The 24,789-nt window shown below is 40.2% G+C and carries 21 protein-coding genes; 6 read left to right on the top strand and 15 right to left on the bottom strand.

Annotation, left to right across the window (positions count from 1 at the left end; translation table 11 throughout):
• Nucleotides 1-3: 3 nt before the first annotated feature.
• From F777_RS0100400 to trmB, 15 genes are all read right to left on the bottom strand, one after another.
• Nucleotides 4-753: an FKBP-type peptidyl-prolyl cis-trans isomerase gene (locus tag F777_RS0100400; RefSeq protein ID WP_071790288.1), complete on the bottom strand. Its 750-nt coding sequence runs from the start codon at nucleotides 751-753 to the stop codon at nucleotides 4-6.
• Between the two features lie 42 nt (nucleotides 754-795).
• Nucleotides 796-2,130 carry an argininosuccinate lyase gene (gene argH, locus F777_RS0100405; RefSeq protein WP_026750311.1) on the bottom strand — a complete coding sequence of 445 codons (1,335 nt, stop codon included), beginning with the start codon at nucleotides 2,128-2,130 and terminating at the stop codon, nucleotides 796-798.
• Nucleotides 2,127-3,194: a M20 family metallo-hydrolase gene (locus F777_RS0100410; protein ID WP_026750312.1), complete on the bottom strand. Its 1,068-nt coding sequence runs from the start codon at nucleotides 3,192-3,194 to the stop codon at nucleotides 2,127-2,129. The genes argH and F777_RS0100410 overlap by 4 nt, the downstream gene beginning before the upstream one ends.
• Complete coding sequence (gene argB / locus F777_RS0100415) at nucleotides 3,187-3,969, bottom strand: acetylglutamate kinase (RefSeq protein ID WP_026750313.1); 783 nt, start codon at nucleotides 3,967-3,969, stop codon at nucleotides 3,187-3,189. Before argB ends, F777_RS0100410 begins: the two co-directional genes overlap by 8 nt.
• A gap of 5 nt (nucleotides 3,970-3,974) precedes the next feature.
• Nucleotides 3,975-4,943: an N-acetylornithine carbamoyltransferase gene (locus F777_RS0100420; RefSeq protein ID WP_026750314.1), complete on the bottom strand. Its 969-nt coding sequence runs from the start codon at nucleotides 4,941-4,943 to the stop codon at nucleotides 3,975-3,977.
• Nucleotides 4,943-6,097, bottom strand: a complete 1,155-nt coding sequence (locus F777_RS0100425) for an aspartate aminotransferase family protein (RefSeq protein ID WP_026750315.1) — start codon at nucleotides 6,095-6,097, stop codon at nucleotides 4,943-4,945. The genes F777_RS0100420 and F777_RS0100425 overlap by 1 nt, the downstream gene beginning before the upstream one ends.
• Nucleotide 6,098: 1 nt before the next feature.
• Complete coding sequence (gene argC, locus F777_RS0100430; protein WP_026750316.1) at nucleotides 6,099-7,094, bottom strand: N-acetyl-gamma-glutamyl-phosphate reductase; 996 nt, start codon at nucleotides 7,092-7,094, stop codon at nucleotides 6,099-6,101.
• On the bottom strand, nucleotides 7,087-8,289 hold the full coding sequence (locus tag F777_RS0100435) for an argininosuccinate synthase (RefSeq protein WP_026750317.1): 1,203 nt from the start codon (nucleotides 8,287-8,289) through the stop codon (nucleotides 7,087-7,089). The genes argC and F777_RS0100435 overlap by 8 nt, the downstream gene beginning before the upstream one ends.
• Before the next feature lie 10 nt (nucleotides 8,290-8,299).
• Nucleotides 8,300-8,974, bottom strand: a complete 675-nt coding sequence (locus F777_RS0100440; protein WP_026750318.1) for an N-acetyltransferase — start codon at nucleotides 8,972-8,974, stop codon at nucleotides 8,300-8,302.
• A gap of 291 nt (nucleotides 8,975-9,265) precedes the next feature.
• Nucleotides 9,266-12,115 carry an outer membrane beta-barrel protein gene (locus tag F777_RS18065; RefSeq protein WP_051408329.1) on the bottom strand — a complete coding sequence of 950 codons (2,850 nt, stop codon included), beginning with the start codon at nucleotides 12,113-12,115 and terminating at the stop codon, nucleotides 9,266-9,268.
• 117 nt (nucleotides 12,116-12,232) lie between these two features.
• The gene (locus F777_RS0100450) at nucleotides 12,233-15,994 is read right to left on the bottom strand and encodes a DEAD/DEAH box helicase (RefSeq protein ID WP_026750319.1); all 3,762 of its coding nucleotides are present in this window, start codon (nucleotides 15,992-15,994) and stop codon (nucleotides 12,233-12,235) included.
• 97 nt (nucleotides 15,995-16,091) lie between these two features.
• Nucleotides 16,092-16,820, bottom strand: a complete 729-nt coding sequence (locus F777_RS0100455) for a 2-phosphosulfolactate phosphatase (RefSeq protein WP_026750320.1) — start codon at nucleotides 16,818-16,820, stop codon at nucleotides 16,092-16,094.
• Between the two features lie 16 nt (nucleotides 16,821-16,836).
• A complete protein-coding gene (locus tag F777_RS0100460) occupies nucleotides 16,837-17,199 on the bottom strand; it encodes an MGMT family protein (protein WP_051408330.1) in 363 nt (120 codons plus the stop codon).
• A gap of 12 nt (nucleotides 17,200-17,211) precedes the next feature.
• Nucleotides 17,212-17,412, bottom strand: a complete 201-nt coding sequence (locus tag F777_RS17520) for a DUF5522 domain-containing protein (RefSeq protein WP_071790289.1) — start codon at nucleotides 17,410-17,412, stop codon at nucleotides 17,212-17,214.
• Complete coding sequence (gene trmB / locus F777_RS0100465) at nucleotides 17,393-18,097, bottom strand: tRNA (guanosine(46)-N7)-methyltransferase TrmB (protein WP_026750322.1); 705 nt, start codon at nucleotides 18,095-18,097, stop codon at nucleotides 17,393-17,395. Before trmB ends, F777_RS17520 begins: the two co-directional genes overlap by 20 nt.
• 71 nt (nucleotides 18,098-18,168) lie before the next feature.
• Here trmB and F777_RS0100470 point away from each other — a divergent pair, with 71 nt between their 5' ends.
• From F777_RS0100470 to F777_RS0100495, 6 genes are all read left to right on the top strand, one after another.
• The gene (locus F777_RS0100470) at nucleotides 18,169-18,558 is read left to right on the top strand and encodes an HYC_CC_PP family protein (protein ID WP_026750323.1); all 390 of its coding nucleotides are present in this window, start codon (nucleotides 18,169-18,171) and stop codon (nucleotides 18,556-18,558) included.
• Nucleotides 18,559-18,652: 94 nt separating this feature from the next.
• Nucleotides 18,653-18,943: a heavy metal-binding domain-containing protein gene (locus tag F777_RS0100475; protein WP_026750324.1), complete on the top strand. Its 291-nt coding sequence runs from the start codon at nucleotides 18,653-18,655 to the stop codon at nucleotides 18,941-18,943.
• Between the two features lie 56 nt (nucleotides 18,944-18,999).
• Nucleotides 19,000-21,570, top strand: a complete 2,571-nt coding sequence (locus F777_RS0100480) for a TonB-dependent receptor domain-containing protein (RefSeq protein ID WP_026750325.1) — start codon at nucleotides 19,000-19,002, stop codon at nucleotides 21,568-21,570.
• 389 nt (nucleotides 21,571-21,959) lie between these two features.
• Nucleotides 21,960-22,430, top strand: a complete 471-nt coding sequence (locus tag F777_RS0100485) for an Lrp/AsnC ligand binding domain-containing protein (RefSeq protein ID WP_026750326.1) — start codon at nucleotides 21,960-21,962, stop codon at nucleotides 22,428-22,430.
• Nucleotides 22,431-22,440: 10 nt separating this feature from the next.
• Nucleotides 22,441-23,292, top strand: a complete 852-nt coding sequence (locus F777_RS0100490; protein ID WP_026750327.1) for a Wzz/FepE/Etk N-terminal domain-containing protein — start codon at nucleotides 22,441-22,443, stop codon at nucleotides 23,290-23,292.
• Complete coding sequence (locus F777_RS0100495; protein ID WP_026750328.1) at nucleotides 23,293-24,738, top strand: O-antigen ligase family protein; 1,446 nt, start codon at nucleotides 23,293-23,295, stop codon at nucleotides 24,736-24,738.
• Nucleotides 24,739-24,789: the final 51 nt, after the last annotated feature.

Consider the following 24,789-nt stretch of genomic DNA (forward strand, 5'->3'; position numbering starts at 1 on the left):
TAATTATTTAACCTCCAATAATTCTACTTCAAAAATAAGCAGGGAACCAGGTACAATCTTGTCTCCCTTTTGCTGATCGCCATAGGCAAGATCAGAAGGGATATAAAACTTCCATTTACTGCCTACAGTCATTAATTGCAATCCTTCCTGCCATCCAAGAATCACATTGCCCAATTGGAAACTAATGGGTTCTCCTCTTTCAACAGAACTGTCAAATATTTCTCCATTAATCAACGTGCCGTGATAATGGCATTTTACGGTACTGGATAGTTTAGGTTTGATAGTATCAGTACCATTTTTAATCACCTCATACTGTAACCCGGAAGGTAGAGTTACCACTCCCGGCTTTTTAGCCATCTGAGCCTGAAAAGCTTTTCCCGCTGCTTTAGCAACAGCGGCTTTTGCCTCAACCAATTTTTTCTGGTAATCCCCAATACACAGGTCTAAAACCTCATCGGCTATCAGGGTCTTTTTACCGCCAAACGCATCTGCCATCCCTTTCTGAAATTGGGCTGCCACCAAAAGATCCAAACCCTGAGCTTTTAAATTCTGGGCAATTCTGAATCCCAGAGCATAACTGGCACTATCCGCAACCGACTTAAAAGCAGCAGGAGCTGCTTTACTATTTACCGCTGGTTTCAATGCAGTTTTAGGTTTGTCTGCAGTGGCAGGTGATTTGGCAGCAGGTTTTACCTGCGCACTAACAAATTGAGAGAACCCTCCCAACAGAAATACGAATACTATTTTCTTCATTTGATTGATTATAAAAACTGATAATTTGAATCGGGGCACAAGTTAAGCCAAAAGTGCGTTGATGGCTGTTGTGGCTTTGCTAAATTGGAACCTTTTCAATACGGTATCCATCATTTGTTCAATTTCGGCATTGCACAAATTCCCAATACTTCCTTCATGGGTATGGTTGATCTGGGTTGAATAACTGAACTGACCCTTTTCAATGGCATTTCCCACTTGCTGATAGGCATCTCTGAAGGGCACGCCCTGCAGAACCAGTTTGTTCACTTCCTCTACACTAAACATAAACCGATATTGCTCTGCATGAACAATATTTTCCTTTACGGAAATATTGCTGATCATCAACTCCATCATCTGCAAACAATTACTCAATTCGGCAAATGCCGGGAACAAATGTTCTTTCAGGAGCTGCAAATCACGCTGATAGCCAGAAGGCAGATTGGTGGTCATCAAAATAATTTCATTGGGCAGGGCCTTAATTCTGTTACAGTAGGATCGGGTCAGTTCAAAAACGTCCGGATTTTTTTTGTGGGGCATGATACTCGAGCCTGTTGTTAACTGAGCAGGAAAACTAATGAAGCCGAAATTCTGATTCAGATACAAGCAGGCATCCATGCTCATTCTCGCCAGGGTATCGGCAATATTGGCCAAGGCAGCAGCAACAATCCTTTCTGTTTTACCTCTGCCCATCTGGGCGTACACTACATTGTAGTTTAAGTGTTCAAATCCAAGTAATGCTGTGGTGAGTGTTCGGTTAATCGGGAAGGAAGATCCATATCCGGCCGCTGATCCCAACGGGTTCTTATTCACAACCTGATAAGCAGCTTCCAGCACAATTAAATCATCAACCAGGCTTTCTGCATAGGCACCAAACCATAAACCGAAAGAGGAAGGCATGGCCAATTGCAAATGTGTGTACCCTGGCAATAAATGATTTTTAAATTTTTCACTTTGTGCCTGTAGTAAATGAAACAAAGACTGCGTTTGTTCTGCAATGCTTTTGATTTCATTTCGCAGGTATAATTTAATATCCACCAGCACCTGATCATTCCTGCTTCTGGCACTGTGAATTTTCTTTCCCAAATCTCCCAGTTGCTGTGTCAGCAACCATTCCACATATGAGTGTATATCTTCTACGCCTTCCGGTATAGAAAAACCGGGCTCAGAAACCTGCACATATATTTTCTGCAGCTCCTTTATCAGCATATTTTTTTCTTCAGCAGTCAACAAACCAATCTGAGCCAACATGGTAACATGGGCAATAGAACCCAATACATCAAAAGGTGCCAACAAGGCATCAAAATCTTTGTCTTTACCTACAGTAAACTGTTCAACAGCAATGGTAGTGGCTGTATTTTCCTTGCTCCATAATTTCATAGCACCTGATTTAAAAGGTTAATATAAAATTCAATTCCGTTTTTAATTTCATACAGATACACAAATTCATCTGCGGTATGACTTCTGGCACTATCGCCAGGACCAACTTTTAATGCCGGAAAGGGCATCAGCGCCTTATCACTGGTAGTAGGGCTTCCATAGCAACTTTTCCCCAGCTTTATCCCTGCCTGTACAATCGGATGGGCAACATCAATACCCGTAGATTGTAAGCGGGTACTTCTGGGAGCAAATTCACTTTGCAGATTTGCAGATAAGGTTGCCAGAATTTCATTGAAATGATACAATTCATTCACACGGATATCAATGATAAATTCAGCCGTAGCCGGAACCACATTGTGCTGTTTGTTATCTGTGTTAAAAGAAGTGACCGTCATTTTTACTGGACCCAGCCATTCACTTATTCTTTCAAACTGATACTGCTGTATCCACTGAATGTCTTTAACGGCTTTGTACAAAGCATTCTCCCCTTCTTCTCTCGCCGCATGTCCGGCAACACCTTTTGCCTTTGCATCAATTACCAATAACCCTCTTTCAGCTACGGCCAGATTCAACAAAGTAGGTTCACCTACAATAGCGAACGCAGGGGTTGGCAACAGGGGGATTAAAGCCGCTACACCATTGAGTCCCGAAATTTCCTCCTCAGCTGTTGCAGCCAATACAATATTGTAAGCCAGATCCTGCTTCGGATAATAATGAGTGAAAGTAGCAATCAGGGAAACAAGGGAAGCCCCTGCGTCATTGCTGCCTAAGCCAAACAACTTATCGGCTTCAATTATTGAAGCAAAGGGATCTTTTGTATAACCTGCATTCGGCTTAACCGTATCATGATGAGAGTTTAATAAAATCGTTGGTTTGTTCGGATCAAAATATTGGTTCAGTGCCCAAACATTGTTCAAATGTCTGTTGACCGGTATCGCCTTTTTGTTGAGGAATTTTTCAATTGCATTTGCGGTATTCCATTCTTCTTTGCTAAAAGAAGGAATGGAAATCAATTCCTGCAAAAGAATAAGTGCTTCATTATATAGTGTTTCTATATCAGCCATATTGAATTGTTGTTCCAGCCTTGCCTTCCATTAAATCGGGAAGTACAGCAGCATTACCAATGATCACTTTGGCAACTCCTGCATGGATTGCGGCAAAGGCATTGTCTAATTTAGGAATCATTCCCGCAAAAATCAGCTGCTTTTCTTTGAGCGATTGATAATAGGCTAATGTTAATACAGAAATACAGGAAGATTCATCCTGCACATCCAACAAAACACCCGATTTTTCAAATGAATAAATTAAAGTAACATCATACAATTTGCCCATTGCAGTGGCAATAGATTGCGCCATTGTATCTGCATTGGTATTTAATAACTGACCTGCCCCATCATGGGTAATGGGTGCAACAACAGGCACCATATTCTTCTCCAGTAATTGTAGAAAAAAATCAGTGTTTACGCTATCTACATCTCCCACATATCCATAGTCGGTTTTGGCAACGCGTTTATGCGCAAGAATGGCATTCCCGTCAGCACCGGTAACCCCTATTGCATTATTCTGCTGAGATTGAAGTTTGCTTACAATATTTTTATTTATAAAACCAGCATACACCATGGTAACAATCTTCAGGGTTTCAGCGTCGGTAATTCTTCTACCCTCTATCATCTGTTGCTGTACCCCCATGGCTTCTGCAACCCTGGTTGCCAGTTTACCTCCACCATGCACCAGTATTTTTGGGGATTGCACAGCAGCAAAAGATTTTAGAAAAGATTCAAGTGCCATTTCATCATCAACAATATTGCCGCCAATCTTTATGATGAATAAGGGTTTCATAAAAGCTATTTATGTGCATTTAATATTTCGGCCAGAACAGCCTGTGCAGCCCAAACGCGGTTACCTGCCTGTTGTGTAACCAGACTGTTTTCACCATCCAGAATTTCGTCACTCAATTCAATATTTCTTCGGACTGGTAAACAGTGCATCACTTTCGCCTCATTGGTAATTTGCATGGATTGATTGGTTAACATCCAGTTGGTATCTGAGCAAAGCACCTGGCCATACTGCTGATAACTGCTCCAGTTTTTTACATACACAAAATCAGCTCCGGCTAAGGCTTTCTGCTGATCATATTCAATGGTTGCTCCCTTGGTAAACTTCTCATCCAGTTCATATCCTTTTGGATGTGTAATTACAAATTCTGCACCACCCCATGCATTTACCCACTCTGCAAAACTATTGGCAACACATTGAGGCAATGGTTTAATATGCGGGGCCCAGGTAAGTACTACTTTTGGCTTTTTATTTGGCAATGGATGCTGAACCAAAGATTCCTGAATAGTAACCAGATCGGTTAATGATTGCAAAGGATGCAGGGTAGCGCTTTCCAGGCTTACTACCGGCACACCCGCAAAACGGATGAACTGTTTAATAAACAACTCGCTATAATCATCTTCTCTGTTTTTTAAGGAAGGGAAAGTACGGATAGCCAGCATATCGAAATACTGCCCTAAAACAGGGGCAGCATCTTTAATATGCTCAACAGTAGTTCCATTCATTACGGCACCTTCCTGAAATTCAAGCGCCCAGCCTTCTTTATCTACATTAAAAACAATGGCTTCCATTCCTAAATTACTTGCAGCCACCTGCGTACTCAAACGGGTTCTTAAGCTTGGATTTAAAAATAACAATCCAATTCTTTTGCCTCTTCCTAAATGCAAATCTGCATAGGGACTTAATTTGTATTGTAATGCTTTGGCTACCAAAGCCCCAACATTACCCACATCCGATACCGAAATAAAATGCTTCATTATGCTATGGGGGTATTTTCAAGTTCAGCGATTGCTTCTGTTAATGCTTCCAAAAATTCGTCTGCCTGTTTTCTTGATAATGCAAGCGAGGGTAATAGTCTAATTACATTGGGCTTGGCTTCACCAGTAAAAACATTGTATTTGTCGAGCAATAATTTCTTTAACCCTTTTAATTGTTCAGGCACATCAAATCCAATCATGAGTCCTCTACCCCTAACGTTTTCAATCCCCTCAATGCGTTTCAACTGATTCATCAGATACATGCCTCTTTGTTTGGCCATTTCAACCAGCTTTTCTGATTCCATTACTTCCAATACAGCAAGGGCTGCTGCACAGGCCAGGTGGTTACCACCAAATGTAGTTCCCAACATGCCATGTTTGGGCTGTATATGAGGCGCAATCAATATACCTCCAATAGGAAATCCATTTCCCATTCCCTTGGCCATGGAATAAATATCAGCATTCACACCTGCTATATCATGTGCAAAAAACTGACCGGTCCTTCCATATCCGCACTGCACGCTATCTGCAATATAAACAGCACCGGAAGCATCACACAAAGATCTGATCAGTTGTAAAAAAGAAACGCTGGCTGGAACAATTCCACCTACTCCCTGAATTCCTTCTATAATAACCGCGGCAATTTCGTTCCCATGATTTTTAAAACATTCCTGTAATGCAGTTTCATCATTAAAGGGAAGAAAAATTACATTTTCTGTTTCATTAACCGGCGCTACAATATTGGGATTATCTGTTGCTGCAACTGCCAGCGAAGTTCTTCCATGAAAGGATTTAGAAAAAGCAATAATTTTTTTTCTGCCCGTATGAAAAGAAGCCAGCTTCAAAGCATTTTCATTGGCTTCTGCGCCACTGTTGCAAAGAAATAACTGGTAATCTGTTTTCCCGCTTAGTTCACCCAATTTATTGGCCAGTTCCTGTTGCAAAGGAATCTGAATAGAGTTGGAGTAAAAAGCAATTGCTTCCAACTGAGTTTCTATTCGCTTTACCCAATGCGGATGTGTATGTCCAATACTAATTACAGCATGGCCTCCATACATGTCCAGATACTGAACGCCCTCGTTGTCCCAAACATAAGAGCCCTGTGCTCTTGTGATGGTAATATTATTCAGCGGATATACATCAAATAGTTTCATGCTAAAAATAACTTGCTTTTAATTTTAATCCGGCAGACTCATCAAGCCCAAACATCAGATTCATATTCTGAACTGCCTGACCACTGGCTCCCTTTAATAAATTATCAATGGCAGAGTGCACAACCAATTTGCTACCCTGCTTTTCTGTATAAATCAAACACTTATTGGTATTCACCACCTGCTTCAGATTAATCATTGTATCCGCTACAAATGTGAATGCAGCATCTGCATAATAAGCTGCATAAATCTGCTGAACTTCTTCGTAAGGAATACCGATCTCAATGGTAGAACTGGTATAAATCCCTCTGGTAAAATCTCCTCTCCAGGGAACAAAATGCAAACCTCTTCCGGAACCATCTGCTGTTAACGCATCGCCCTTTTGCAATTGATTCAAGGATTGGGTTATTTCTTTCACGTGCTGATGCGCCAATGATTTATAAGCTTCTATATTATTGGCTCTCCAGCTAAAATGAGAAGTAGCACTAAAGCCCTGTCCCGCACCGGTTGACCCCGTAATGCCAGTGGTGTAGATATCTCCCAATACACCCGCATTGGCCAGTGGCAATAATGCCAGCTGAATAGCAGTAGCAAAACAACCCGGATTGGCAATATTCTGTGCAGTAAGAATTGCTGCTTTATTTAACTCAGGAAGACCATACACAAATTGACGGTTGCCGAAACGGGAAGATGCATTCAGCCTGAAATCCTGAGAGAGATCAATGATTTTTATAGCATCAGAAATTGTATTTTTTTCCAGAAAAGCATTGGCATCTCCATGTCCCATACAAAGGAATAACACATCAATATCATTGCTTAAAACTGAACTGAAAACCAAGTCTGTTTCACCGGTCAGGTCTGCATGAACCTGATAAAGGCTCTTTCCTGCATTACTGGTGCTATGAACAAATTGTATAGCTACATTGGGATGATTCAAAAGAATGCGAATCAATTCTCCGCCTGTATATCCGGCACCACCAACGATACCCGCTTTAATCATGGGAAGCGTTTTTTATATGATGATAAATGGCTGTCTGATTACCAAAAATTTTAGAGAATCCTCTCACGTCGTTTCCTGTCCATCCTGAATTCATTTCTCCGTATTTTCCAAACTGACTACTCATTAAATCGAAGGGAGACTCTATACCAATGATCTGAAAACGATGTGGAAGCAACTGAACAAAAACAGAACCGGTAACCTGCTCCTGAGAATCATTCAGAAATGCTTCAATATTTCGCATTATCGGGTCCATAATTTGACCTTCGTGCAACCAGTTGCCATAAAACTGCGCCAACTGATCTTTCCAGTTCAACTGCCACTTGGTTAGAACATGTTTTTCTAAAGCATGGTGGGCTTTTATAATTACCATGGGTGCGGCAGCTTCAAAACCAACCCTGCCCTTGATTCCAATAATAGTATCTCCCACATGAATATCTCTTCCAATACCATAAGGTGCTGCAATGGATTGAATGTATTGAATGGCATGAGCAGGATGGGTAAAATGTTGGTTGTTTACCCAGGTAATTTCTCCTTTTTCAAAATGAATTTTCAATTCCTCTTCGCCTGTTTTAGTTACAGGTGTGGGCCATGCTTCTTCCGGTAATATCCCTTTTGAATAAAGCGTTTCCTTTCCGCCTACACTGGTTCCCCATAAACCTTTATTAATGGAGTATGCTGCTTTCTGAAAATTCATCTGAACGCCTTTCGACTGCAGGTATTCAATTTCTGCTTCTCTGCTCAGTTGTAAATCTCTGATGGGAGTAATGATCTCAATTCCAGGAATCATAATATTGAAAATCATGTCGAATCTTACCTGATCATTCCCGGCTCCTGTACTTCCGTGCGCCACAGCTACTGCATTCATTTTTTTGGCGTGCTCGGCTATATGCAATGCCTGACTCAGTCTTTCCGCACTCACGCTTAACGGATAGGTATTGTTTTTTAAAACATTCCCATAAATAAGGTACTTAACAATAGAATCGTAATAACTTTTGATAGCATTGATGGTGGTATGCGTTTTTACACCCAGGGCATAAGCATGTTTTTCAATCTGCTTTAATTCCTCTTCGGTAAAGCCACCTGTATTTACAATAACACTATGAACTTCATATCCTTTATCCTGAGATAAATAAATAGCGCAATAAGTGGTATCTAACCCACCACTAAATCCCAGAACGAGTTTTTTTGCTTGCATGTTTCACTTATTAAAAATGAATAAAATAACTTTTCATTGCTTTTTTTCTAAACCATTTCAAAAGCTTGCTCTGCTTCACTTTCATGAAACGTTCGTATAGTTTAGAATTCTGTTTAAAGTCTGCGATGGTTTCTTCTGGTTCATAATGATCTGCGGGATCATACAACATGGCCGTACACATACAGTTCTTCCTTTCCTTACTCATCAATATATCATAGTTCACACAGCTTTTGCATCCAGCCCAGAACTCTTCGTCATCGGTTAATTCACTATAAGTTACGGGTTCATAGCCCAATTCACTGTTAATTTTCATTACCGCCAACCCGGTTGTCAATCCAAAAATTTTGGCGGCAGGATACTTGGTTCTCGACAAATTAAAAATGGTCTGCTTAATTTGTTTAGCCACCCCGCTTTTTCTGTATACAGGCGATACAATCAGGCCACTATTGGCCACGAATTGTTCATGCCCCCAAACTTCTATATAACAGAATCCCACCCATTCGCCCTTGGGAGTTAAAGCAATAACCGCCTTTCCTTCGCGCATTTTGTTGGCTACATATTCCGGACTTCTTTTGGCTATACCTGTACCTCTGGCTTTTGCAGAAGATTCCATTTCATCGGTAATAGTAGAAGCAAAATGCACATCATCGGCAGTAGCTACACGAACAATAATTGACTGTTCCAACGTATATAAATAAATAAAAAGTGAAAAAGGATAAATTTTGGCGCTGTGCCCAGAAACGTTTCGGAGATATTTTCACTGATAGGGGCAAGTGCCAGTTGCTCGTCCTATCAGAAACCACGTCGCGGCCTCGGTAATACGATAAATGGCAACCTCAACTGCTCCGTAAAATACGAACAGTTGTTAGCGTTAGAATTGTATGAAATGCTTGCTACCATTGTTTCAAATGAGATGCAAAGTTACATTTCTTTGAAATACAATGGCCAAATAATTTGAGGCAAGCGGAATTTAGGTTTACTGTCTAAAACGCATCATTTGCTGCATACCCGGTCTTCCCTGGAACATCATATTCCCAGGACCACGTTGCATATTGGCTGCAGGAGCACCAAAGCTTCTTAAATTATAGGTAAAGCTGATCATGAAATAGCGCTTCAATACCACAGTAGAAACGTCCTGTATGGTATTTCCTACCACATTTCTACTCAAACTCTGGTTTTGATTCAACAAGTCAAACACATAAAACTTCAACTCTCCGTCTTTCTTTTTGAAAAGCTGTTTGGCAATGCTGGCACTCCATAATGGAATATTGGTATTGAAGCCTTCTGCACGACCTGTATTTTTTATGTATCGGAAATCAGTAGAGAAAACCCAGCCAGACTTGGTATATATGGTGGGTTCAGCAACAAATGTCTGTGTAAAAAAGTCTCCGTTTTGCTGAGGCTGTAAAGTATAGCGGGCAAAACTAAAACTGGAGTTGGAAGAAAAGTTCATGTCAAAACCTTCCTTTATATTGGTTGTCCAGGAAGCATTGAAACCGGCAGTAGTATTTCTGGTATAGTTGCTCAGGTCATTCACCAAAGTCTGACTTTGACTTCTGCTTAAATTAATACCCAGATTGATGTTGCTCTTTGGCTTTTTCAGCGGGAAACCATAATTCACAAAACCATTGATATTATACGTTCCACTCAAGTTAACCGGACGGGTAAACTGCGCTCCATTGGGTAAATAAGTAGTAGCGTTCTGAATATCATTTGCAGTAAAGTTGGCATTGATGGTTGCAAAAAACAATTTCTGACTTACTACATCAAAGGAATTATACAGTACACGGAATGTATGAATGAATTGCTGCTTCAAATTGGGATTACCAGTGGTAATATTCAAAGGATTGGAATTATCTACTACCGGCTGTAATTGCTGAGCAGAAGGCTGTGCGGTTCTTCCATTATAAAATACCCGCAGATTCTTGGTTCTTGAAAAATCATATCTAAAATTCATGGCAGGGAAAAAGTTCACAAAATTCTGCGTGATGGAACTGTCTCTGGTAATATTCTTACTTACCAGCTCACCTACCTGCACTCCCGACCCCAAACTGAAATTAAACTTCTCTTTCTGAATACGCCAGTTCAATCCAACTCTATTCGAGTTAAAACTATTTTCAAAAACGTTGGTTAAATTGGGTACCACCAAATCGTATTGTCCTGTTGTTTTATTGAATGCAAACGTGCGCGTGCCCGAATTATTGATATTATTATTGTAGTTGTAATTGAATTCTAAAATTTGATTCTTACCAAGTGGTTCTGTGTAAGAAAAAGTAGCATTCATGGTTTTGCTATCTCTGTTGGTTACACCAATTTGGTTAATGGTATCAGCGTAAGGAATAGGAGTATTGAAGAAGTTATTGATAGAATAATTAGATGTGTTGCCATCATTAACGTTCTGACCAGGATTGAATGCTATGGAGTAAGTTCTTCCTTTCTTTTTAAAGCGGTGTCTGAAAGTGGCTTCCAGACTGGCATTATAGCCACTATTGCTTCTATCGGTTGAAGCAACAGAATTGTTTAAATTCTTGCTGGTTCCTCTGGTAGAAAAAGTAGTAACATCCGTGGCCGTTTCAGATTCCTGATAACTGATATTCGGACGGATAATCAGGGAGTTGGATGAATCAAACTGGTGTTCTATGTTCAGATTGATTCTGTGATTCATATTCCTGGAAACAGAATTATTTACCTGACTATTAAAAATGGAAGAGTCCGGATTACCTGGAATCAGGTTTTGGGTAAAGCTATTTTGTTCACGGAACGTTTTCAGATCATTGTAAAAATAACTACCCGACACTTCTGTTTTCTTGCCCCAGATATCTTTGTAGTTTAAACCTGCAGCCAGGGTTTGAACAATACCTCCGCTATTACTGGAAGGCGCATTGGAAATGGTAACTGTTCTTGCACCGCCGCCGCCACCACCACGGGCAGCGCCGCCGCCACCAGCTCCACCACCGCCGCCGAATAAATCCTGAGCGCTGAAGTTCTGCTTGTTCACATTATTGGCCTGACCCGTAAATGTCAGCTGCATATCCCCGTTAAAATGACTAAGGTTTACACTGTTATCAAAACGTCCTTCCTGAGAGTCAGAACCACCCCCCAACACGGCTCTTCCGAAATAGCCCTTGCGCTTGTCTTTCTTGGTTGTAATATTAATGGTTTTGATTCTGTTACCATCATCGAATCCGGTAAATGCACTTTGATCATTCAAGGCATCAAATACCTGGATTTTATCAATCATATCCGGAGGTAAATTCTTGGTAGCCAATTTGGGGTCGTCTCCAAAAAAACGCTTCCCGTCTACCAGAATTCGTTGAACATTTTCTCCCTGTGCCTTAACCGTTCCATCCGCTTCTACCTGAACTCCTGGCAATTTTTTCAGTAAATCTTCCATTACAGCATTGGGCTTTGTTTTAAAACTGGAAGCGTTAAACTGAACCGTATCTTTTTTAATTGTTACTGGCGACTGTGTAACTGTTACTTCACCCAAATCATTGGCAGCCAGTTTTAAATAAATAGTGCCTAAATCAACATTTGCATTTGCTTTTGAAAAAGTAATTTTTTTTGAATAGGATTCATATCCCTGGAACTTAATCATCACAATCATTTCTCCAAATGAAATTTTCTCTACTACAAAACTTCCATCGGGCTTTGCCAATCCAAAAACATCCAGTGTTGAGTCCTTTGCTTCCAAAACAGTAACAGATGCATCCTTCAATGTCTGCTTACCCACACTATCCACCAGTTTACCCTTTAAAGTAGCTGTATTTTGTCCCATTACAGAAAACGAGGCAACCATCCCAATCAATAATAACAATGTGCGCATAATGCTGAATTTGAAAACATAAAACTAATATTGCTTCAGGCTGAATACTTGAAGAATAATTTTAATGGCAAGCTATCGTGATAATAGGAAACTTCAGAGTCCAAATCGGTGAACTCCTTAACTGAATAGGTACTCTACGTCTTCTTTGGTTAAAGTTTTAACAAATCCTTCGTCATCCGTAATTACTTCCTTTGCAAGGTTTCTTTTGCGTTCCTGTAGTTTTAAAATCTTATCCTCCACTGTATCTGTACAAATCATCCGGTATGCAAAAATATTTTTGGTTTGACCAATCCGGTGGGTTCTGTCTATGGCCTGTTGCTCAACAGCAGGGTTCCACCAGGGATCCACAATGTAAACATAGTCGGCAGCAGTAAGATTTAAACCCACTCCTCCGGCTTTTAAGGAAATCAGAAACACGCGGCAGCTGTCTTCATTCTGAAACCTTTGTATGGCGCGTTCACGTTCTGCAACCGTACTGCTTCCATCGAAATATTCATAATCAACGCCCAGCTCTTTCATTTTCTCTTTAATTAATGAAAGCATGCCAAGAAACTGGGAAAATACCAGGGCTTTGTGATTGCTGATATTTTCAGTTATCTCTCTGCCGAGTTCTTCTAGTTTTACAGAAACATTTGGATAGCGTTCTTCTTCTTTTATGATGGCAGGGCTATCGCATATCTGTCTCAGTTTCATCAGCCCCTGTAAAATCGTTAACTGTGATTTCTGAATACCCTGATTCTCAACCACACCCAATATCTTATCCCGATAATCATTTCGGTAGGCTTCATAAATTTTACGCTGCTCGTCACCCATTTCACAGAAAAATACCATTTCCTGCTTTTCAGGCAAATCTTTGGCCACTTGTTCTTTGGTACGTCTTAGTATAAAGGGATATAATAATTTTCTTAAATGGTCTTTCTGCTCTTTTTCTCCGAATTTATCAATGGGTATGGAAAACTCCTGCTTAAAGAATTCCATACTACCCAGCATTCCCGGATTCAGGAAATTCATTTGAGCATAAATATCGAATGTATTATTCTGCAGCGGAGTACCACTCAGGCAAAGTCTGCTCTTGGCTTTTAGTAATGAAGCAGCTTTGGTTACCTTACTCGAAGGATTTTTAATTGCCTGGCTTTCATCTAAAATCACATAATCAAAATCAACATCTACAAACTGTTTAATATCACTTCTGAGTGTTCCATAAGTGGTAATAATTACATCATAAGCTTTGTTACTGATGCCATCTTTTAATCTGGCCCCGCCATGATGCACATAAAAACTGATATCAGGGGTAAATTTCCTGATTTCATTTTGCCAGTTAAACATCAGTGTAGTAGGACATACCACCAGGGCTTTCAATCGCCCGTTCTCCATTTTAAGGTGATGTAAAAAACAAAGCGCTTGAATGGTTTTACCCAATCCCATATCATCTGCCAGGATTCCCCCCCACTGCACTTCCCTTAAATAGTTCAACCACTGAAACCCGCTTTCCTGATAGGGTCTTAGAATGGATTGTAAGTGGGCCGGTGCCGGCACCGGCTTAATTTCATGATTGTCTTTAATCCGCTCATATTTTTCTTCGAGCTGAAAGGAAAGTTCTTCCTCATCTCTTTGCAGATAGAGTTCTTCAATTACACTGAAATGATACTTACTCAGTTTCATAGATCCCGCCTTCCCTTCACCTACTCTGAACAACAATGCATATTTCTTAACCCACTCTTCCGGCAGAATTCCCAGTGTTCCATCTGTTAGCTGTACAAACTGTTGTTTATTAGCCAAAGCTTTCTTTACATCATCAATGGTTACTTTCTGTTCCCCGAACTGAATCTCTACTTTGGCATCAAACCAATCGGTATTGCTGCTGATAAAGATTTTGGTAGAAGGCTTGGCAGTATTGAATCTGAAATTGCGCAAAGCTTCAAAACCATAAACGGGAATATTCATGTCCTTTACGGCATCCATGAAAAGGAAAAACCAATTATTCTTCAAAACATCTTTCCCTTTTAAAGCCAGCACATTGGAATCTACCGGTCTTACAAAACCAGAATGCAATTGCTCAATACGACTCATCAGTTCTTTTTCTGCAGCTATATTCCTATGAATCACGAGCAAACGGTCAGCCTGAGGGAAGAATAATTTTTCTTTGTCGCTAGATTGAATATCGATTCCCTTATAGTTAAACACGGGCTGAAACAATAGATATTCTCCTTTCTCTTTCAGCAGTATTTTAATTTCAGGTCTTGCGTCCCTGATCTCTTCTTTTTTTACATTGGCAAACTGCACAGAGTGGGTGCGGGAAAGCGGTAGTATAAAACTGGTAAGCTGCTCCGACCATTCGGCTGCAGGTACGATGATTTTTCCGCTTGGAAGAAACTTCTCCGCCAATAAAATATCTTCCGCTTTTTTCCAGATATAGAACTCATCCTGGTATTGAAACAGAAAAGAGCTTTCCATTGCATTGTCACTTAGTGAAATGGTTTTGGATGGCAATTCAATGGTACAGGTAATTTCGTATTGATTGTCCTTGAAATTGATGCTGAAAGAGGGCTGTATAAAATGATCAGAAAAGCGGGCGCTAACCAGATTCTCAGTAACAAATCTTTTTCCGGAGGGCAGATAGAACACGAAGGAAGAAGCTGCATTCTCTGCAAAAAGTTTCTTGAATTTTGGATGCAGGTACTCGTTAATTAATCCCTTTGTTTCTTCCGGTAACTCATCGTTGTGTTGTTGAATAATATTTTCCCAGATGCCGCTAAAAGGAGAGTTTCTGTTCAGATAGCGGTTTACTTCGGCTGACATTAGCTTGCGAAGTTGCTGAATGAGCATTTTATCGTCTTCAGAAAATACAGCAGTGTTGATGAATTTGGTTAAATCCAGCTTCTCTGTTTTGCCCAAATACTTTACTAATTGATCGTCGGGTTCACCTTGAATTACCTCCATTTGCATGAAGGGATATTGAGTTGTTGCACTGGTTACTACCAAGCCAAGCTTATAAGTTGCCTCCTGCTCTGCTTCCTGCTCAATAAGCGCAGGTGCATCTTCTTTCACCTGTAATGCGGGCTTCAATTCCTGATTGCCCAAAATACCTACTCGTTTAATGCTGCTATCCAATACACGCAGAAAAGGTTTGCCATCTGTATAGGTAAACTCAAATTTTCCTTTCAGATCATCAGCCAGTGAATACCCATAAAGTGCCAGTAATTTATTTTTTTCTTTATCCCAGTTGCGGATTGAATCAAAATAATTGGCACCATGGTTTTTGAGCAATTGTAAAAACACAATGGTTTTATGAACACAGAGCGGATGCGAACTGTCCGAATTACAATTACAGCTGGTATCAAAATTGCGCTCTTCGTTTTTCTGAAGAACAACCACGTGCTGCATACCATCCATCTCCAGCTCTGCAACAACCCTTTCGTTTTTTGCTTCCTTAATGGTAGCTGTATTGGTCCTTAGGTATTCTTCTGCTTTTTCAAAAGATTCAGTTGCACTAAGCATTTTAAACAGCTTCAGGTCGAGCAATCTGATTTTAACAACCGTATGCTTCTGATCGTAAACCGTTTCGCGATCGCCGAGTAAGTTTTTATCCAGCAAATCCTGCAGATGAAACAAGGCGCCAGCTTTGTGCCTGCAAACTTCAGAAAGATTATAAGGACAACTGCAACGCAATGAAATGGTAGCCGGATCCTTAAACTGATTCACATGTACTTTATAAAAAGTACTATATCCATCATCCTTCACACGGAAGATAATATTCCCCATCAGGTCGTCATACTCCACCAGTTCTACCTGACCCAATGAATGAATTTTCTTGCCTCTACGAATTACTTCATCGGTACCAAAATTGTATATATGCTTAACTAAATACGGTAGTGCCATTGCAATAAATCAGTCCCAAAAGACCAATTTGCAAAAGTAAAGAAAAGGGTTAGGAAAACCGCATTCAAAGTGAAAATAAGCAGGAATCAACCGTTATTTAACGCTCTTTTATTACCAGGTCGCCATTCTTATAAAAAGGTAAAATATTGGCCTGATCGGGCGTAACACAATATTCAAGATCTTTTTCCAGACCATATTGCGCCAGTCGGTGCCAGTGGGTGGTATTTCTAATAAAGGCTTTTAAATCGTCCTTGTGCAGCTCGTACATATTTTCTGCCATTAAACTGCTATCGCAATGAATGGTAAAATGCGCTTTTATTCTACTGATAACGGCTCCTGCAAATAGGGTATCTTCCAGGTTGAATTTATCCTTCCAGGCAGAACAACCCAGTATCACATTTTTCTTTGCCTCAACTAAGTGCTCACAAACTGCAGATAAATTAGGGAAAGAACCCGTAATTACTTCTGAAGCGCCATTCTGCAATGCCATATGCAACAGCTTGGTGCCATTGGTAGTAGTTAAAACCAGGGTTTTCCCTTCCACAAATTCTCTTGGATATTCGGCGGGTGAATTGCCGTGTTCAAGTCCGGCTATCACTTTGCCATCCCTTTCGCCAGCCGTAATCCCCCCCGTATTCTTCCCTATTTGTATACACTTGTCAACGGTATCTACCGGAATAACCCTGGCTGCCCCGTTGTACAAGGCAGTGGCAATGGTTGAAGTAGCACGAAACACATCAATCACTACCACAATGCTGTTGCTAACATCGTATATATCTAATAATTTGGGAGAAAGTATGGTATGTAATACAGGTTTTGTACTCATGGGGCGCAAATATAGTTTAAGATAATTCTACAGAGGGGTCCCAGAATATTTTTTCGAACTCAAGAACCTGATCCTCCTTTACTTTAACTTTTTCTTTAGCCAGCCGCTCTTCCATTTCAGTAGGCGTGGCAAAATGCATTTTACCGGTTAGCAATCCTTGTCGGTTTACAACCCGATGTGCAGGAATTAACGGATTGGAGTGTGCGGCATTCATGGCCCAGCCGACCATTCTGGCACTCATCCTGGTCCCCAGAAAATGGGCAATGGCTCCATAACTGGTAACCCTGCCCTTTGGTATTAGTTTCACTACTTCATAAACCTGTTCAAAAAAGGAAATATCTCTGGCTCCGCTGGGAAGCACTTGCTTTAACTTAGCCATAAGCAAATGGTTTTAGGCATTATTAGGAGAAGATGCTTTCTCCTGTAATAATTGAGACTTCCTGGGCTCTGGTACCGATTCATATTCAAAGGGGCAATGACGACAACCGTATCCACAGCAATATCCTTTTTGCAAATGATAGGCTTCGGTAAGAACCATGTATCCCTTATCGTCGTAATAAAAATCTTTGCCCTCAATCAATTGCTGACTCACTGATCAATTGTTTTAAAATTTCATCTTTTTCCACCGGAATAGGTTGGTTTAATCTGAAGCAACAATAATGTATCCGGTTGCTGCCCGCAATATCCAAACCTTCATAGTGTGTTTTAATGGTAAGCTCCGGAGCAATATTGTCCATAGCATATACATTATCCGATGAAAACAACAACTCAAACCGAAATAAGTTGATGACGGTTAAAGTAAACTGGTAAAGGTCGGGACTGTCTGTTTTAAGGTGAACCAAACCGCCGCTTTTCAAAATGGACTGATACAGTCGCAGGAACCTGGGATGGGTTAACCTCTTTTTAAATCGGGATCCCCTAAGCTGCGGATCAGGAAATGTAATCCAGATTTCGGCTACTTCACCAGGGTTAAAGTAATCGGTTATTTTATCTATATGAGACCGGACAAAACCAATATTGGTCAGCTGTTCATCCAGGGCGGTCTTTGCTCCCCTCCAGATACGATTTCCTTTTATGTCTATGCCAATAAAATTACGGTCGGGGTACATTTTACCAAGCCCCACCGCATATTCTCCCTTACCACATGCCAGTTCCAGGGTAATCGGGTTTTCGTTTTTAAAAAAAGAAGCCCATTTCCCCTGCATATCCTGGGGATATTCCAAAACATTAGGAAAAGTTTTAATTGCTTCGAAGCGAATTAGTTTTTTCTGACCCATAAACGCGAAGATAAGTGGCATTTTAACAATTCCCCACTCAGTCATTTCAAAAACAATAGTAGTTTTGAGATGTGAAGAAATGGGGACTCATAGCATTGCTGACTATTTATGCAACTGCCAGTTTTGGGGTAAGCATACAGCAATTCTATTGTTGTAACCAACTAAAGTCTACCAGCATCAGTTTTGTTCCTGCAGAAGAGAATAGCTGCGGAATGAAACATAAAATGAAGGATTGCTGTAAAACCAAGGTAAAATTTGTAAAACAGCAAGACACGCATTTTGCTCAGACAGCAAAAACGGTTGTGCCCTCTTTGGCACATGCTGATGTAGTTCATTTTTTTCCTGAACTCGCCTTACCTGTTTTCAAAGGTGGCATCAGCCCGAATACGCCAATAAAAGGTCCGCCTCTCATTCATTCCGGCGTATCCCTTTATCAGTTTTATTGCAACTACAGAATTTAATACCGTAGTTAAGATCTGTTTATGCCCCTACTCAATTAGACGGGCATTTTCGCGTTCCATCGCATCTTCTTTATCATTTATAAATTAAACCAACATGAAAAAAACAATCATGCTTGTGTTAGCAGGTTTTTTAAGCCTTGCTACCTATGCACAACAAACTGCGCCTAAACAGGACAGCACAAAAGCTACGCACTCCTGTCCAATGCACCCTGAAATTACAGGCACTGAAAAGGACAAATGCAGTAAGTGTAAAATGGCATTAACGCCGGTTAAATCCTATGTATGCCCCATGCATGCAGATATTACCAGCACCAAGAAAGATGCTAAATGCAGCAAGTGCGGCATGGCATTAAAAGAAGCTAAGCCAGCACACAGTAAACACTAATTAATCAGTTCCCGGTTGCAGATAAAGGCAATCGGGAACTTTTCAAACAGAAGAAGATGAAAAATTACATAATAGGTTTAATGGCACTGATGATGGTAAGTATTACCCTAAGTGCTCAGCAATCAACTAACAAAACAGCTACAGATACTAGTTATACAAGCGTTCAATTCAGGGTAGAAGGTGCCTGTGAAATGTGTAAGGAAAGAATTGAAGAAGCGGCCAAAGGAAAGGGCGTACAAAAGGCAGAATGGGATATTGATTCTAAAATACTGACGCTGCAATATTTCCCGACCATCGCCAACCTGAATAAAATCAAAGACAGAATTGTAGAAGCCGGACACGACCTGCTGAATAAAAAAGCAAAGAACAATGTCTATAATGCTTTACCCGAATGTTGTCATTACCGTGACGAAGGAAAGAAGGCACATGAAGCTGAAAATATCAATACAGATGAAGTAAGAGGTATTGTATTGGAAGCAGATAAAAAGGGACAGTTCAATCCATTATTTCAGGCAAGCATAAAATGGCTCAATACAGAGCGAGGAGTACTTACCGATAGCCTGGGTTATTTTAGTATACCATTAAACAATGCATCCAACCAACTAATCATTAGTTATATAGGATACAAGGCAGACACATTCAGGGTAGACAATCCTTCTACTCTCAAAGTGATCTTAGCAGATGACAAAGCTTTACACAATGTAACCGTTACGAACACTCGAAGGTCTAGTTATATCAGCACCATCAGCCCCATTCGCTCAGAAATTATGACAGCTAAAGAATTATTAAAAGCAGCCTGTTGTAATTTGAGTGAGAGCTTTGAAACCAACCCTTCAGTGGATGTTTCCTATAACGATGCGGTTACAGGTTCCAAGCAAATTCAATTGTTGGGCCTTAGTGGTAATTACACACAGCTAACCGTAGAAAATTTACCAGGCCCAAGGGGATTAGCCACGCCGCTTGGATTGAACTCTATTGCAGGTCCCTGGATTGAATCTATTCAATTAACCAAGGGAGTAGGTTCAGTTGCCAATGGATTTGAAAGCATTGCCGGACAAATTAATGTAGAATTAAAGAAGCCGGGTGTTGGTGAAAGACTATTGGCGAATATGTATATCAATGAATTTGGTAAAACCGATTTAAACCTGAATCTGCAAACACAGCTCAGTAGCAAATGGTCTGCAGGCCTGTTATTGCACGATAACTTTTTAAACAATGCCAATATAGATTTCAATAAAGATGGCTTTAGAGATTTGCCAACCGGCAACCAGTTTAGTATGGTAAACAGATACCAGTACAATGATTCAAAAGGGTGGATGGCACAATTCGGATTCAAAGTAATGAAGGACAATAAAACAGGTGGCCAAACTAATTTTGATCCAAATCGTCACCAGAACTCGAACAGTATTTATGGTTTGGGAATCAATGTTAACCGCTATGAGGGATTTGCCAAAATTGGATATGTATTTCCGCAAAAAGTATACAAGAGCATTGGTTTACAAATTGCAGCCATTCGTCATGATCAGGATTCTTATTTTGGTAAAACCACTTACAATGCAAAGCAGAATAGTTTTTACAGCAACCTGATTTATCAGAGCATCATTGGCAATACCAATCATAAGTTCCGTACAGGAATGAGTTTGCAGCATGATTCCTATGACGAAGTGTTTAATGTGAATCCATATAAACGCACAGAAACCGTTAGCGGAGCTTTCTTTGAATATACCTATACACCTACAGAAAAATTTAGTGTAGTAGCTGGTATCAGAGGAGATTACAATAGTTTGTTTGGTGCATTTGCAACACCCAGATTGCATATCAGATACGAACCCGTGAAAGGAAGTATTTTCCGATTCAGTGCAGGAAGAGGACAACGCACTGCCAATATTTTTGCAGAGAATACCGGCATTCTGGTGAGTGCAAGACAGCTCAATATTATTGGTGGCGTTGCAGGAAAAGCCTACGGGCTCGATCCTGAAATTGCCTGGAACAGGGGCATCAGCTTTGATCAGTCATTCAGATTGTTTAACAGAAAAGCAAACCTTGCCATTGATTTCTACAGAAATGATTTCACCAATCAGGTAGTCACTGATCTGGAAACAACCAATGAAATTCGTTTTTATAATTTAAAAGGCAAGTCTTATTCCAATAGTTTTCAAACCGAAATCAGCATGGAGCCCATCAGCCAGTTGGAAGTAAAAATGGCCTATCGCTTTTTCGATGTAAAAACAACTTATGGAAATGAATTGCTGCAAAGACCCTTTGTATCGCAGCATCGTGCTTTCCTGAGTTTGGATTACACAACCGAGAACAACTGGAAATTCAACTACACCATTACCTATAATGGACAAAAAAGAATTCCTTCAACCGCAAGCAACCCTGTTGCTTTTCAGCGGGAAACCCAGTCGCCCGATTTTTACCTGATGGCAGCACAAATTAGCAAGACCGTTGGTAAGAATAAGCATATGGATTTTTATATAGGTGCCGAAAACCTGACCAACTTTTTTCAGCAGGGGGTGATTGTATCCGCCGCCAATCCGTTCAGTCCGTATTTTGATGCCTCGCTGGTTTGGGGACCCATCAATGGAAGAATGTTGTATGCAGGATGGAGGATGCGCTTGAAATAAGGAATAATTAAACCTGAAACGTTCTAAATAGAATAGCCCCGGTCTCCATTGAGCCGGGGCTATTTAATGCTGTAGGGGGAGGGATCGAACCTCCACGAGGCAGTTAGCTATAGCGCAAAGTTCAGTGGTCGACCCTGGTCGTTCCAATATTGCTACCGAAACGGCTCTACACTACGTTTATCCTGTTATCCTCACCCCCGAGACAAGAGGGTATGTCTGCCAAAAATTTCATCACCCCACAGTAAAAAGAACTAATTTGTTACTTTGATAAATCAAAATTAATACAAAAAGACATTGATTGATTATTTTTCAAACATTTTCAATAAAATATAGATATTATCTAAATAATAAGGCATAAATTTGAATATTATTTAAATAAAAGCGGCAAAATGACCACTAAATTGAATCTTGACAAACTCGATTTCCAGATTATTCAGGAAATGATGGAGGATGCTGAAATCTCCTACGCAGATTTAGGCAAGAAATTATTCGTTTCGGGTGGTACCATCCATGTACGAATAAAAAAACTGGAAGAACTAAAAGTAGTGAAAGGTAAAAAATTATCTGTAGACCTCAAATCGCTGGGCTATGATGTAATTGCTTTTATTGGAATTTATCTGGAAAAAAGTTCTTTGTACGATTCCGTAGCCAAAGAGCTTAAAAAGATCAAACAGATTGTACGGTTAAACTACACAACCGGCAATTACAGCATGTTTGCAGAAATTGTTTGCAAGGATATTCAGGAATTGCGATTTGTATTGCACGATGAACTTCAGAAAATAAAAGGCATTGAAAGAACAGAAACTTTTATTTCACTGGAAGAAAGTCTGGATAGAAATGTAGTTGTTAGTCCTAATTAATTAATCAACCATGAAAACCGCAACTTTCAATATTGAAGAACTAAGCAATCTATTAATTAAAAGATGGAAAACAATTCTATTATTCTCCTTTCTTTCAACTGTGGCTGCAGGTGGATTTAGTTTGCTGATAAAACCGGAATATACCGCTACAACCAAATTGCTTCCCGGCAATTCAGTGCTGGCAGATAAAGCCCGTCTCATGAATTCCTCCATACAGCATTTATACTCCTTTTTTGGAAATGGAGACGATGTAGATCGTTTATTAAGTATAGCAGAAACCGATACCAGCTTAAAACAGGTTATCAGACAATTTAAGTTGGAGAACTATTATAGCATTAACGAGAAAGATACACTACTCGCCGAATTCAAAGCACTGGAAAAATTTAAAAAAGATATCTGGATTGGCAAATCGGTTAACAACGAACTAATTATTCGCAGCACTCATCAAAACAGAGACACCGCTGCCGCTATAGCCAATTATATGGCTACTCAAACTGGTAATTCATTGCAGGCAATCTGGAAAAACATGTATTCCCAAATTGGGTTACAACTAGACAGCAACCTGAATGCGCTTAAGAAACAATACCTGCTAATGACAGCGGAACAAAACAAAGAGGCCGCAATTTATAAATCTGAATCTGAAGCCTTGTTAAAACAAATCAATTCATTCAAAGAACTCAAAATAGAAACAGATATAGCGGCTTCCACCACACCCGCCGCCATTATTGTAGTTGAGAAAGCAAGCCCTCCGGCAAAGAAGAGCTGGCCAGACCTTGCTGTTATACTGCCTTTGGCCGCATTATCAGGAATGCTTTTCAGCATTGTATTAATCTTAGCAAGCAATCAACCCAGAACCTTTTAAATGCTCACCAAAATCCATCAAAAATGGCTTTGGGCAATTGCTACAGGCATTTATGCATTGTGTTGCTTTGCTGCCATTTGCTGGAAAGAACCGCTTTGGCTAATGGTTCCCTTTGTTCTGATTACTACCCTACCAGTAACACAATGGATTACGAAAAACACAGAGCAATTGTACTGGTGTTACTTATTCGTACTGCCCCTTTCTACTGAATTTAATTTCACTCCTTCACTGGGCTTAGATTTACCCGGAGAACCCCTGCTCATTTTATTAACCCTGCTCCTCCTGGGCTCTTTCCTTTATCAACCCGGACATTATCGCTCCCTGTTTAACACGCTGATAGGAAAATGGCTAGCCGTATATTTTTGTTGGATGTTCATCAGCATGTGTTATGCAGAGAATGCATGGCTGGCTACCAAATTTATACTTGCCAAAATCTGGTATATACTACCGCTTGTTTTTTTAACCGCCTGGATTCATGTACATAAACCCAATTTTAAAAAGCTGGCATTGTTGCTATGCATTCCCATGCTGTTCATTATTGTGCAGGCGATAGTCAGACATGGTTTGTACGGCTTTGAATTTGTGGCCATAAAAAAAGCAATGGCGCCTTTTTTCAGAAACCATGTAAACTATTCTGCCATGCTGGTTTGCTTATTACCTGCAGGCTGGTTAATTCATTATTTTACAGACCATGCTACCCAAAAAAAATATGTAAAAATTGCTTTAATTACCGGACTAGCGGCCCTGTTCTTTGCTTATTCCAGAGGAGCCTGGCTGGCATTGGTGGTTGGCATGATTGGCTATTATGGCATCCGCAAAAACCGGATGGGTCAAATTTTATTTACCGGATTGATTATTGCTTGTATTAGCCTTGCACTTTTAATAAACAATAATCGTTTTTTAGCATTCGCACCCGAACACGATGAAACCATTTTCCATGAAAATTTCTCTGCACATTTATCCGCAACGGTTGGTTTAAAAGACATTTCCAATGCAGAGAGGTTTCACCGATGGGTTGCTGGTTTTAGAATGATTAAAGAAAAACCAATCACAGGTTTTGGGGCAAACAGTTTTTATCCTGCCTATCAACCCTATACCATAGCCCCATTTAAAACATGGGTAAGCAATAATCCCGAACATTCCACTGTACATAATTATTACTTGTTGCTGGCTGTGGAGCAAGGCATTCCAGCCCTGATTATTTTCGGGAGTTTCCTGATGTATTTAATTCTGGAGACACAAAAAATGTATCACCGTTTTCAGCAAAACTATTACCGGATGATCTCTTTAGGTACAGGCATAGTTATCCTAATGATTGCTTCCCTGAATGGTACAAGTGACCTGATTGAAACCGATAAAATCGGAGGATTATTTTGGTTGTGTACCGGAATTGTGCTTACGTTACAGCAATTATTGAAGAGAGAACAATCCTCCATTGCGAGTTAAGCAGGACAAAACAGCTACTGACCGATTTGTGCTGATTTTAATCAATAATTA

It is taken from the genome of Sediminibacterium sp. C3 (assembly GCF_000508085.1).
In the GTDB taxonomy this organism is placed as follows: Bacteria; Bacteroidota; Bacteroidia; order Chitinophagales; family Chitinophagaceae; genus Sediminibacterium.

Bases quoted from the DNA above. Each gene is read 5' to 3' on its own strand.
- F777_RS0100480 (WP_026750325.1), top strand. From the start codon at position 19,000: ATGAAAAATTACATAATAGGTTTAATGGCACTGATGATGGTAAGTATT.
- F777_RS0100495 (WP_026750328.1), top strand. From the start codon at position 23,293: ATGCTCACCAAAATCCATCAAAAATGGCTTTGGGCAATTGCTACAGGC.
- argH (WP_026750311.1), bottom strand. From the start codon at position 2,130: ATGAAATTATGGAGCAAGGAAAATACAGCCACTACCATTGCTGTTGAA.
- argB (WP_026750313.1), bottom strand. From the start codon at position 3,969: ATGAAACCCTTATTCATCATAAAGATTGGCGGCAATATTGTTGATGAT.
- F777_RS0100455 (WP_026750320.1), bottom strand. From the start codon at position 16,820: ATGAGTACAAAACCTGTATTACATACCATACTTTCTCCCAAATTATTA.
- F777_RS0100460 (WP_051408330.1), bottom strand. From the start codon at position 17,199: ATGGCTAAGTTAAAGCAAGTGCTTCCCAGCGGAGCCAGAGATATTTCC.
- F777_RS18065 (WP_051408329.1), bottom strand. From the start codon at position 12,115: ATGCGCACATTGTTATTATTGATTGGGATGGTTGCCTCGTTTTCTGTA.
- F777_RS0100400 (WP_071790288.1), bottom strand. From the start codon at position 753: ATGAAGAAAATAGTATTCGTATTTCTGTTGGGAGGGTTCTCTCAATTT.
- F777_RS0100475 (WP_026750324.1), top strand. From the start codon at position 18,653: ATGAAAAAAACAATCATGCTTGTGTTAGCAGGTTTTTTAAGCCTTGCT.
- F777_RS0100485 (WP_026750326.1), top strand. From the start codon at position 21,960: ATGACCACTAAATTGAATCTTGACAAACTCGATTTCCAGATTATTCAG.
- F777_RS0100425 (WP_026750315.1), bottom strand. From the start codon at position 6,097: ATGAAACTATTTGATGTATATCCGCTGAATAATATTACCATCACAAGA.
- F777_RS0100410 (WP_026750312.1), bottom strand. From the start codon at position 3,194: ATGGCTGATATAGAAACACTATATAATGAAGCACTTATTCTTTTGCAG.
- F777_RS0100450 (WP_026750319.1), bottom strand. From the start codon at position 15,994: ATGGCACTACCGTATTTAGTTAAGCATATATACAATTTTGGTACCGAT.
- F777_RS0100420 (WP_026750314.1), bottom strand. From the start codon at position 4,943: ATGAAGCATTTTATTTCGGTATCGGATGTGGGTAATGTTGGGGCTTTG.
- trmB (WP_026750322.1), bottom strand. From the start codon at position 18,097: ATGGGTCAGAAAAAACTAATTCGCTTCGAAGCAATTAAAACTTTTCCT.
- argC (WP_026750316.1), bottom strand. From the start codon at position 7,094: ATGATTAAAGCGGGTATCGTTGGTGGTGCCGGATATACAGGCGGAGAA.
- F777_RS0100490 (WP_026750327.1), top strand. From the start codon at position 22,441: ATGAAAACCGCAACTTTCAATATTGAAGAACTAAGCAATCTATTAATT.
- F777_RS0100435 (WP_026750317.1), bottom strand. From the start codon at position 8,289: ATGCAAGCAAAAAAACTCGTTCTGGGATTTAGTGGTGGGTTAGATACC.